The following is a 9,386-nucleotide window of genomic DNA, read 5'->3' on the forward strand; positions in this document are numbered from 1 at the left end:
GTGTCCGGGACCGCGGGACGCGGTCCGCTCCACTGTGGGTACCCGGGCGGGCGCGGGCGAACCTGGTGCCCGTCCTGCGGACCGGTCGCCGTCCGCCCGATCGATGCGTCGGCCCTAGCGGACGCGGGGCGTGCGGCGGGCGCGCTGGCGGCGGGGTCCGTCGACGGCGACGCGGACGGCGACCTCGCCGCCTGGGAAGGCGGTCCGGACCGCTTCGGCGAGGTCGCCCGCGGCTTTGACGAGCGAGGCCCCGTCGGCGCGGGGGTCGACGTGGGCGCGGAGGCTGATGAGCTGGCCGCCGCGCAGGTCCTGGCGGCGGCTGGTGACGCGGTCGACCGGCGCGGTCCGTTCGAGGTCGGTGCGCAGGCGGGGCGCGAGGGAGCGCGCGTCCAGTTCGATCCGGTCGGCGCCGGTGGCGGCCAGGGAGACGCGGCCCTCGGCCGGGCGCGGGAGTCGGGCGAGGAGCCACCACAGGGCGAGGCCCGCGAACAGGGCCGCGAATCCGAGTGCGGCCCATGGGAACCAGTCGATGTCGAGAACGGGGTCCGCCGCGCCGGGGTCGAGGCGGGGCCACACTCCGGCGAGGTCGAAGCGCCAGTCGACGACGATGGCGCCCGCCGCGAGCAGCGCCAGGCCGATGACGGCGGCGGCGGGGCGGTCGGCCACGGGGGTCCTCATCGCCTCGCCTCCTTGGCTTGGACGGCGACTTCGAGGTCGCCCAGTCCGTGCAGGCGATTCCCCACGGTCTCAAGGATGTCCGCGACCGCCGCTTCGTTCCCGCTCGTGAGGAGGGCCTTGACGGTGAGGCGGCGGCGACGGAGTTCGCTGTCGGCGTGGAGGACCCCTGCCGCGCGCATGGCGGCGTCCGCGGCCATCGCCTCGATCGCGGGCGGGGAGACCCAGAGGTCTCCGGGGCCGTCGGCGCGCAGGTGGCTGCGGCGGGCGGGCACGAACGCGGCGATGAGGAACCACAGGCCGACCGCGGCGGCCGTGATCCCGGCGATCAGCACCCAGACGGACGGCTGCGTGTCGTCGAGCGCGGCGCGGGCGCCGCGCAGCCACGAGTCCGCGCCGGTCCAGCCGAGCTCGGCCGCGGCGTGCTGGGCGAGGAGCACGGCGAGGCCGCCGAGCATAAGCGCGCCGAGCACGGCGGGCCAGACGGCGGCGGACGCGTGGCGGGGGTCGCGGAGCCTCATAGGACCCTCCGTTCGGGCCGCGCCGGAGCGTCGACGAGATGGACCACGACGTCGAGCGAGACGAGGTCGTAGCCGGTGATGCGGGCGGTCTCGGCCCGCACGCGGGAGGCGAGGTCGCGGGAGAGGTCGCCGATCGGGCCGGGCCAGACGACCCCGACGTCCAGGTGCGCCCAGATCCGGCCGTGCCTGACGGTGGCGCGGGCGCGCGGGCGGCGCGACTCGGCGGCGCCCTCGCAGGTGCGGGCGGCCCCTTCCAGGACGCGTGCGACCGCGCCGTCGGCCAAGCGCAGGGTGCCGCGCTCCCCGGGCTCCCGGCCGGCGCCGGTCCCGGGCAGGTCCGCGAGGCTGAAGTCCTCAGTCACGGCGGCCTCGGAAGCGCTCGAAGACGTCGATCTCGCCGCTGAGCCTCCCGGCGAGCGCGAACCCGGCCGCGCCGAGGACCACGGCGAGCAGGAAGCCGGTGAAGCCTCCCGCGATGGCGGCCAGCGCCAGCAGCAGCCCGACGACCAGGCCGGTGATGGAAGCCTTCATGGTGCGTCCTCTCTCCTCGGGTCGGCCACGTCCTCGACGGTGACGACGACGGGCCGTCCGCCGCCGAGAGGCGTGACGGCCGATCGGATCGCGTCGGCGGTCCGCGGGATGTCGGCGTCCCAGTCGACGGCGACGTGGACTTCGCAGGCGGTGTCGCCGAGGCGCAGGCCGGGCACGCGGCGGCCGGGCAGCAGGACGGCGATCTCGCCCTGCACGCCGCCGTGGAGGTCGTTCACGCCGGGCACGGCCCGGACGGCGGCGGCGATGGCGTCGACGCCGGCGGCGAAGTCGTCGGTGCGCATCTACTCGACCCGCGGTTCGCTCTCGGTCTCGTCGTCCGATTCGTCGGGCAGGTGCACGTCGTGTACGACGAGGTTGACCTCGGTGACCTCGAGGCCGGTCATGCGCTCGACGGAGGCGATGACGTTGCGGCGCACGCCCGCGGCGAGGTCGGCGATGGCCACGCCGTACTCGGCGACCACGTCGAGGTCGACGGCGGCCTGCCGCTCGCCGACTTCGACGGAGACGCCCTGGCCGTAGTTGGTGCGGGAGCCGGGGATGCGTTCGCGGAGGGCGCCGACGGCGCGGCTGCCGGAGCCGCCGAGCTGGTGGACGCCCTCGACCTCGCGGGTGGCGATCCCCGCGATCTTGGCGACCACCTGGTCGGCTATCACGGTCTTGCCCTGGTCGCTGGCGAGCGGGCCGTCGTCCTTGGCCGCCGTCGCCGTCTCGGTGCGCTTCTCGGTCATCACTGGCCTCCCTGCAGAAATCCGCCGTCAACGGTCGCACATTCGTCACATTCGCATCACTGAAAGTGACGAATTGAGGTGGGACACTTTCTCTCATGCTTTATCGAAGGAGTTGACTTTCTCGATTCACGGTGCCATGATCTGAGCATTCCCACCCTGTGGAGGCAGCCATGCGACGTCGCACCCTCTTCACCGCCGCGAGCGCAGGCTCGATCGGCGCCCTCGCCGTGCCCGGCGCGGCGCAGGCCGACTACACGACCACCGTCGCCCCCGGCACGAACTGGGGCACCTGGGAGGGCTGGGGCACCTCGCTCGCCTGGTGGGGCAAGGCCTTCGGCAACCGCAACGACCTCGCCGACATCATGTTCACCCGCAACAGCGTGTCCTTCGGCGGCGCGACCCTGCCGGGCCTGGGCATGAACATCGTGCGCTACAACGCGGGCGCGTGCTCGTGGAACTCGATCAACGGCGAGTCGATGGTCGTCTCGCCGAACATGATGCCCTCGCGCCAGATCGAGGGGTACTGGAAGGACTGGAACTCCAGCGACCCCGCGTCATCCAGCTGGGACTGGTTCGTCGACAGCGCGCAGCGCAACCTCATGTGGAAGGCCCGCGACCGGGGCGCGAACATCTTCGAGCTGTTCTCGAACTCGCCGATGTGGTGGATGTGCGCGAACCACAACCCGTCCGGCGGGTCGAACGGCAGCGCCGACAACCTCCAGTCCTGGAACCGGCAGCAGCACGCCGTCTACATGGCCACCGTAGCCAAGTACGCGCACGACAACTGGGGCGTCGACTTCGACTACGTCGACCCGTTCAACGAGCCGATCGCGAACTGGTGGACGGCAACCGGGACGCAGGAGGGCTGCCACTTCGAGGTCGCGACCCAGTCGGTCGTCATCGACCACCTCAGGGCCGAGCTCGACGCGCGCGGGCTGTCGTGGATGCCGATCACCGCGTCCGACGAGTCCCTGTACGACCAGGCCGCGAGCACCTGGAACGGGCTCACCGGCTCCGCGAAGGGCAAGATCGGCAAGGTCAACGTCCACGGCTACCAGTACGAGGGCGGGCGGCGCGACTCCGTGTACAGCGCCGTCAGCGCGGCCGGGAAGAAGCTCTGGAACTCCGAGTACGGCGAGAACGACGCGACCGGGATGCGCCTGGCGCGCAACCTGAACCTCGACTTCCGCTGGCTCCACCCGACCGCCTGGTGCTACTGGCAGGTCCTCGACGGCGGCGGCTGGGGCCTCATCGAGGCGAACAACGAGACCGGCTCGCTCGGCTCGGCGAACGCCAAGTACTTCGTGTACGCCCAGTACGCCCGGCACATCCGGCCCGGCATGCGCATCATCGACGGCGGCGAGGCCAACACGGTCGCGGCGTACGACGCGACCGCGCGCAGGCTCGTGCTCGTCACGACCAACTACGGTACGGCGCAGACGATCACGTACGACCTCTCGCGGTTCACGACGGTGCCGAACGGGACGGTCACGCGCTGGTCGACCCAGACCGGCGGCTCCGAGCGGTACGCGCGCTACACGGACACGCAGGTCGCGTCCAAGCGGTTCTCGCGGGCGTTCCCGGCGAACACGGTGCAGACCTTCGAGATCGAGGGCGTCGTCATCTAGCGGGGGGCGGGCGCCGCCCGTGCGGCGCCCGTGTCCCGCCGATACGCGCGGCTTGGGCGAATCGCGCGATCCACTGCTCACCTGGGGTTAGCATCCGGTTCTGACCGGATCGGACCAGTGCACCGGAGCAAGTGGAGGAACGCATGGCACATCACGCCGAAGGGACCGAGCAGCAGCAGGGCGGGGCGAAGGTCTGGGTCATCGGCGTCCTCGTCGCGGTCGCGGTGATCCTCGCCGCCTGGCTCGTCTACCGCGCCTCCAACGCCGCGTTCTCCGACAAGGCCCAGGTCGGCGGCAGCATCGAGACTGCCGGGGCACCCGACATCACCGCCGAGATCACCGCGGGCGGGACCTCCTCGACCACGTTCGACCTCTCAGGGCTCACTCCCGGCGACAGCAAGACCGTGACCGTCGACGTCGCCAACGCCGGCTCCGTGCCGTTCGACGTGAAGCTCTACTCGGCCGACCTCACCGACTCGAGCTCCAGCGCATACCTCTCGCAGCAGCTCGCGCTCGACATCACCAGCACCGGGACGGCCTCGGGCGTCTCGACCACCCTCGCGGACTTCGGGAACGCCACCGACTGGTCGAACGGCATCATGGCCGACTCCATGGACGCCGCCGCGTCCTACGACTACACGTTCGAGTTCACCCTGGACGAGGGCGCCTCGAACGACGCGGCGGGCCAGGACGTGTCGGTCAAGCTCGTCTGGGAAGCGCAGACCGCGAGCGGGAACTGATGGGACGGCTGCGCGACCGCGTCGAACGCGACCTCGCCGCCATCGGGCGGATGTCCTGGCCGACGGTCGTGCGCCTGGCCCTGTGCCTGGCCGTCACGGTCCTCCTCGTGACGCTCGTGCTCATCGCGTTCGTGCCGCGCCTGTTCGGATTCCAGGGGTCCACGATCATGAGCGGCTCGATGGAACCGCGCGTCACGGTCGGCAGCGTCGTGCTCATCTCCCCCATCGACACCGACGAGCTGCGGCCCGGCCAGGTCATCTCCTTCGTGGACCCGGCCGACCCTGACGTGCGGCTCTTCCACCGCATCGTGCAGATCAACGACGACGGCACGTTCACCACCAAGGGCGACGCGAACGAGGCGCCGGACTCGACGCCCGTGCCCCCGGAGAACGTCGTCGGCATCGGCCGCATCCTCGTGCCGTGGATCGGGCTGCCGGTCGTCTGGATCCACTACGGCGACTGGGTCTCGGTCCTGTTCGCCGCGCTGTTCCTGGTCTTCCTGGTGCGCGGCTCGTTCCCGACACCGGTCGTCCCCCGCGGCTCCGTCGGCGCCCACACCGTCGCGGAAGGGGCCGTCGCCTTCGCGGCGTTCGCGCTCGGCGGGTACCTCGTCTTCATGCGCACCGGCGGGACCGAGTTCTCCGAGTTCACCGCGACCACGCAGGCGAGCGGCTCCGTCGCGACCGGCGACTGGGGCGCGGCGACCTCGTGCGGCGTCAAATGGGCCATGTCCGGGTACGAGGGTGCTGGCGGCACGATCACCGTCTACAACTACGCCGCCGCGGACGTCGCGTACCCGTGGACGCTCGGCTGGACGTTCACGGCCGACCAGATTGCGGGAGTGAGCGACAACGGCGGCACCGTGGAGCAGTCGGGGGCCTCGGTCGTGTACACGAGCGTCGACTGGATGGGTCCGGTCCCGGCGGGCGGCTCGGCCCAGATCGTCACGGTCAACGTCACCGGAGGCGGGGGCTACGCCGACCCGCCCGACACGTGGGCACAGGCCGTCCCGAACGACTTCACGCTGAACGGGACGGCCTGCGAGACCGTCCCGTGACAGCTGTTCGTACTAGCGGTAGTCGGGCTCCGAAGGCTTCGGGGCCACCGTCATCGCCCACATGCTGAAGATCGCCAGCGCGATGATCAGCAGGGACCAGAACGGGTAGTACGGCAGGTACAGGAAGTTGTTGATCAAAACCAGGCACGCGAGCGTGACGCCGAGGACGCGGGACCAGGTGGAGCCGCTGAAGAGCGCGACGCCGACGAGCGCGGTGATGATGCCGAGGATGAGGTGGACCCAGCCCCAGGCGGTCGTGTCGATGTTGACCACGTAGTCGGCGACCTCGGCGTAGAACTGGTCGGTGGCGATGCCGAAGATGCCCTCGATCGCCTGCCAGACGCCGATCATGATCATGCTGACCGCGGCGAACATCATGCCTCCGGCGGCCCATGCCGCCTTAGAATCCCCGTCCATCTCGGACCCCCTCGTGAAGGAAACAACCTCACGGTAAGCCTGAGGCGGCCGGTGTCCAGGCGGAATGGGGAAGATTCGGCCGAAAGTGGCCCGCCGGACGCCTGCGGGGCGTCCGGCGGGCCGGGTCGGGGCGGTCTGGGTCAGGAAAGGATGGGATCGAGCGCTTCGAACCAGTTCGCAGCGAGTTTCACGTAACCGTCCTCGTCGGGGTGGACGCCGTCATAGGTGTCGACAGAGGGGACCCAGCCGGTGTGCTGGTCGACCACGACGATCGGGGACTGCGCGGTGGACAGGCCCGCGGCCCAGGCCGGGATCTGGGCGTTGAAATCGGCGGTGCGCTGCGGGCAGTCGGCGCAGTTGCTCGGTGCGAGCGGGATCAGCTGCGCCGCGAGGATGACCGCGTCGGGGTTGAGTTCGCGCAGGTCCTCGACGATGGTCGTGTACGCGGCGAGGATGGTCGCGGGCGGGATCGAGGACCAGACGTCGTTGGTGGCGAAGTGCAGCAGGAGCACGTCGGGCGTGTTCTGCTCGAGCCAGCCGCGCACGCTGCCGTTGTCGACCGACTGCGTGACGAGGAAGCCGCCGTGCCCTTCGTGGTCGGGGTCCGAGCCGGCCGGGTTGCAGGCCTGGGAGAGCGAGCCGACGAAGTCGACCTCGTGCCCGGCCTGGTCGAGGAGGTCCCAGAGGTTGCCGCGCCAGCAGCCGGGGCTGCCGGTGATGGAGTCGCCGAGGGGCATGATCTTCACCGTGTCGCCGGGCGGTTCCTCGGTGGGGGTCTGGGTCGGGCTGGTGGGTCCGCCGGTGGGTTCGGACTGGCCGTCGCACAGGTCGCCGTTGACGGCAATCGCCTGGGGCGCGGCGGTGCTGCCGGAGCCGATGAAGCCGAAGACCTCGCGGGTCTGGCCGGAGGGGACGGCGGCGTTCCAGCCGACGTCGGAGCCGGTGAAGTCGGCGCCGGACTGGGACCAGTCGACGTTCCAGGCGCTCGTGACCTGGGTGCCTGCCGGGAAGTCCCAGGTGAGTTCCCAGCCGTCGATGGGCTCGGCGGCGGTGATGGAGACATTGGCCTGGAAGCCGCTGCCCCAGCTGCTGACCACTTTGTATTCGACTTCGCAGCCGTCTTCGGCTTGGGCCTGGTTGGCGGTCGCGATCGTCAGCGCGCCCGCGCTGAGGGCCGCGACCGCGGCGGTGGTGAGGGCCAGCCGCCTGTTTCGAGTGCTTCGCATATCGCAACGTCCTTTCGGGAGCGCTCCCGATGAGCGTAGCGATATTTAATTAACGTAGTCAAGTATATGAATGCGCTGCGCTCGCAGGCGCTCCCGTCCGGTCCGCGGAGTACGCTCCGAGGCGGACGAGCGGGAGGGGCGGGACATGACGACTGGTGCTGGAGAAGCCCTGGACGACGCCGCCGAGGTCTTCACGGGCGTGCGGCCGCGCCTGTTCGGCATCGCCTACCGGATGCTCGGCAGCGCCGCCGAAGCCGAGGACCTGGTCCAGGAGGTGTGGCTGCGCTGGCACGCGTACGACCGCGCCCGGGTCGAGCACCCTGCCGCGTTCCTCGCGACCACGACGACGCGGCTCGCCATCAACGCGCTCAAGTCGGCGAAGGCCCGGCGCGAGACGTACATCGGGCCGTGGCTGCCCGAGCCCGTCGACACCGAGGCCGACCCGTACCTGGGGGCCGAGCGCGGCGAGGCCCTGGAGTTCGCGGCGCTGCTGCTCATGGAGAAGCTCACACCGAACGAGCGCGCGGCGTACGTGCTGCGGGTGGCGTTCGACTACCCGTACGCGCAGATCGCCGAGATCCTGCAGACCAGCGAGCCCGCCGTGCGGCAGCTGGTGAGCCGGGCGCGCAAGCACATGGCCGAAGGACGGCGAGCGCCCGTCAAGCCCGAGAAGCAGCGCAGGCTCCTCGCGGCGTTCCTCGACGCGGCGAGGACCGGCGACATGGGCGCGCTGGAGCGGCTGTTCGCGGCCGACGTGGCGAGCCTGTCCGACGGCAACGGCGCGCACCAGGTGTCGCGGCGGCCGGTGGTCGGACCGGTGCGGGTCGCGCGGTTCCTCGCGTCCATCGCGACCTGGTTCTGGGAGACCGTGGAAGTCGAACTCGTCGAGGTGAACGGCCAGGCCGCCGCGGTCATGCGCCGCGACGGCGACCTGTACGGCGTCATCACCGTCAACGCCTCCGACGAGGGGATCGACCAGGTCATGTGGATGGTGAACCCCGAGAAGCTGACCGCGCTGCCGGGGCGGGACTGAAACGGGCCCGCGCGGTGCGCGGGCCCGGTCCGCTAGCGCGCCAGCCACTCCCGGTAGGTGGTCTTCGCGATGAGCGCCTCCCCCTTGGGCACCAGGACGTCGCCCTTGACCGCGGCGAACAGCCCGGCCGTGTCGTCGACGACGACGGGGCGCGGGTCGCCATGGGCCGCAAGGGTGATCCGGCCGATCTCGTCGAGCGTGAACACCTCGGGCCCGGCCACGTCGCGCGTGCCCTGGAGCGGGGCGGCCTCGGCGGCGTCGGCCACCGCCGCGGCGATCTCGGCCGCCGCGATCGGCTGCATCGGCGTGGCGGGCAGCCGCACCTCGGCGTCGTCCGAGGTCCAGGACATGGTCGCGTCCATGAACTCGAAGAACTGGGTGGAGCGCACGATCGTGTAAGGCACCGGCCCGGCCTTGAGCAGGTCCTCCTGGAGCGTCTTCGCGCGGTAGTAGTCGAGATCGGGCACGAGGTCGACGCCCACGATCGAGAGGATCAGCGCGTGGCCGACCCCGGCCGCGTCGGCGGCCCCGATCATGTTGTCCATGCTCTTCTGGAAGAACGCGAACGACGCCTCGTCGAAGGTCGGCGAGTTCGTCAGATTGACCACGACGTCGACGCCTTCCAGCGCTTCCGCCATGCCCTCCCCGGTCAGGACGTCGAGCCCGGTGGACGGCGAGTGCGGCACCGCTTCGTGCCCGCGCTCGTTCAGCAGGTCCACGACCTGCGAACCGACCCGGCCGGTACCGCCGATGACTGCGATCTTCATGATGGTCCTCCTGTTCGCCGGAACCCTTCTGGGCCCCGGTA

General features: G+C 71.0%; 13 protein-coding genes. 4 read left to right on the forward strand and 9 right to left on the reverse strand.

The genetic code is table 11. The features are described 5' to 3' along the window. Window positions 1-114: 114 nt before the first annotated feature. Genes ACGGCP_RS15560 through ACGGCP_RS15585 form a run of 6 tightly spaced genes read right to left on the reverse strand, consistent with a single transcriptional unit; the run spans window position 115 to window position 2,476 of the window. A complete protein-coding gene (locus ACGGCP_RS15560; RefSeq protein WP_392966564.1) occupies window positions 115-678 on the reverse strand; it encodes a hypothetical protein in 564 nt (187 codons plus the stop codon). Continuing rightward, a complete protein-coding gene (locus ACGGCP_RS15565) occupies window positions 675-1,196 on the reverse strand; it encodes a DUF6286 domain-containing protein (protein WP_392966566.1) in 522 nt (173 codons plus the stop codon). Before ACGGCP_RS15565 ends, ACGGCP_RS15560 begins: the two co-directional genes overlap by 4 nt. Further along, window positions 1,193-1,558: a hypothetical protein gene (locus ACGGCP_RS15570; RefSeq protein ID WP_392966568.1), complete on the reverse strand. Its 366-nt coding sequence runs from the start codon at window positions 1,556-1,558 to the stop codon at window positions 1,193-1,195. The genes ACGGCP_RS15565 and ACGGCP_RS15570 overlap by 4 nt, the downstream gene beginning before the upstream one ends. Beyond that, window positions 1,551-1,727, reverse strand: a complete 177-nt coding sequence (locus ACGGCP_RS15575) for a DUF2273 domain-containing protein (RefSeq protein ID WP_392966570.1) — start codon at window positions 1,725-1,727, stop codon at window positions 1,551-1,553. The genes ACGGCP_RS15570 and ACGGCP_RS15575 overlap by 8 nt, the downstream gene beginning before the upstream one ends. Next, a complete protein-coding gene (locus tag ACGGCP_RS15580) occupies window positions 1,724-2,029 on the reverse strand; it encodes a hypothetical protein (RefSeq protein ID WP_392966572.1) in 306 nt (101 codons plus the stop codon). The genes ACGGCP_RS15575 and ACGGCP_RS15580 overlap by 4 nt, the downstream gene beginning before the upstream one ends. Continuing rightward, window positions 2,030-2,476, reverse strand: coding sequence for an Asp23/Gls24 family envelope stress response protein (locus tag ACGGCP_RS15585; RefSeq protein ID WP_392966574.1), 447 nt, complete (start codon window positions 2,474-2,476; stop codon window positions 2,030-2,032). 170 nt (window positions 2,477-2,646) lie between these two features. On the opposite strand from ACGGCP_RS15585, the gene ACGGCP_RS15590 reads away from it, so the two are divergent. The 3 genes from ACGGCP_RS15590 to ACGGCP_RS15600 all read left to right on the forward strand — a co-directional run bounded on the left by ACGGCP_RS15590 (window position 2,647) and on the right by ACGGCP_RS15600 (window position 5,902). Further along, entirely contained in the window at window positions 2,647-4,104 is a 1,458-nt protein-coding gene (locus ACGGCP_RS15590) for a glycoside hydrolase (protein WP_392966576.1), read from the forward strand. A gap of 143 nt (window positions 4,105-4,247) precedes the next feature. After that, window positions 4,248-4,844, forward strand: coding sequence for a hypothetical protein (locus tag ACGGCP_RS15595; RefSeq protein ID WP_392966578.1), 597 nt, complete (start codon window positions 4,248-4,250; stop codon window positions 4,842-4,844). After that, window positions 4,844-5,902, forward strand: coding sequence for a signal peptidase I (locus ACGGCP_RS15600; RefSeq protein ID WP_392966580.1), 1,059 nt, complete (start codon window positions 4,844-4,846; stop codon window positions 5,900-5,902). Before ACGGCP_RS15595 ends, ACGGCP_RS15600 begins: the two co-directional genes overlap by 1 nt. Before the next feature lie 12 nt (window positions 5,903-5,914). Here ACGGCP_RS15600 and ACGGCP_RS15605 read toward each other — a convergent pair whose 3' ends face one another. Both ACGGCP_RS15605 and ACGGCP_RS15610 read right to left on the reverse strand, forming a co-directional pair. Then, window positions 5,915-6,319: a hypothetical protein gene (locus ACGGCP_RS15605; RefSeq protein WP_392966581.1), complete on the reverse strand. Its 405-nt coding sequence runs from the start codon at window positions 6,317-6,319 to the stop codon at window positions 5,915-5,917. A 140-nt stretch (window positions 6,320-6,459) separates the two neighbouring features. Beyond that, on the reverse strand, window positions 6,460-7,545 hold the full coding sequence (locus tag ACGGCP_RS15610) for a cellulose binding domain-containing protein (protein WP_392966583.1): 1,086 nt from the start codon (window positions 7,543-7,545) through the stop codon (window positions 6,460-6,462). Window positions 7,546-7,690: 145 nt separating this feature from the next. Between ACGGCP_RS15610 and ACGGCP_RS15615 the strand changes: the two genes are divergently transcribed. Beyond that, window positions 7,691-8,578, forward strand: a complete 888-nt coding sequence (locus ACGGCP_RS15615; RefSeq protein ID WP_392966585.1) for an RNA polymerase sigma-70 factor — start codon at window positions 7,691-7,693, stop codon at window positions 8,576-8,578. Between the two features lie 32 nt (window positions 8,579-8,610). Here ACGGCP_RS15615 and ACGGCP_RS15620 read toward each other — a convergent pair whose 3' ends face one another. Further along, window positions 8,611-9,345, reverse strand: a complete 735-nt coding sequence (locus ACGGCP_RS15620) for an SDR family oxidoreductase (RefSeq protein WP_392966587.1) — start codon at window positions 9,343-9,345, stop codon at window positions 8,611-8,613. Window positions 9,346-9,386: the final 41 nt, after the last annotated feature.

Origin of the sequence: Glycomyces sp. NPDC048151 (assembly GCF_043202775.1) — a bacterium.
GTDB lineage: Bacteria > Actinomycetota > Actinomycetes > Mycobacteriales > Micromonosporaceae > Glycomyces.

Bases quoted from the DNA above. Each gene is read 5' to 3' on its own strand.
- ACGGCP_RS15560 (WP_392966564.1), bottom strand. From the start codon at position 678: ATGAGGACCCCCGTGGCCGACCGCCCCGCCGCCGCCGTCATCGGCCTG.
- ACGGCP_RS15565 (WP_392966566.1), bottom strand. From the start codon at position 1,196: ATGAGGCTCCGCGACCCCCGCCACGCGTCCGCCGCCGTCTGGCCCGCC.
- ACGGCP_RS15575 (WP_392966570.1), bottom strand. From the start codon at position 1,727: ATGAAGGCTTCCATCACCGGCCTGGTCGTCGGGCTGCTGCTGGCGCTG.
- ACGGCP_RS15580 (WP_392966572.1), bottom strand. From the start codon at position 2,029: ATGCGCACCGACGACTTCGCCGCCGGCGTCGACGCCATCGCCGCCGCC.
- ACGGCP_RS15585 (WP_392966574.1), bottom strand. From the start codon at position 2,476: ATGACCGAGAAGCGCACCGAGACGGCGACGGCGGCCAAGGACGACGGC.
- ACGGCP_RS15590 (WP_392966576.1), top strand. From the start codon at position 2,647: ATGCGACGTCGCACCCTCTTCACCGCCGCGAGCGCAGGCTCGATCGGC.
- ACGGCP_RS15595 (WP_392966578.1), top strand. From the start codon at position 4,248: ATGGCACATCACGCCGAAGGGACCGAGCAGCAGCAGGGCGGGGCGAAG.
- ACGGCP_RS15600 (WP_392966580.1), top strand. From the start codon at position 4,844: ATGGGACGGCTGCGCGACCGCGTCGAACGCGACCTCGCCGCCATCGGG.
- ACGGCP_RS15605 (WP_392966581.1), bottom strand. From the start codon at position 6,319: ATGGACGGGGATTCTAAGGCGGCATGGGCCGCCGGAGGCATGATGTTC.
- ACGGCP_RS15610 (WP_392966583.1), bottom strand. From the start codon at position 7,545: ATGCGAAGCACTCGAAACAGGCGGCTGGCCCTCACCACCGCCGCGGTC.
- ACGGCP_RS15615 (WP_392966585.1), top strand. From the start codon at position 7,691: ATGACGACTGGTGCTGGAGAAGCCCTGGACGACGCCGCCGAGGTCTTC.
- ACGGCP_RS15620 (WP_392966587.1), bottom strand. From the start codon at position 9,345: ATGAAGATCGCAGTCATCGGCGGTACCGGCCGGGTCGGTTCGCAGGTC.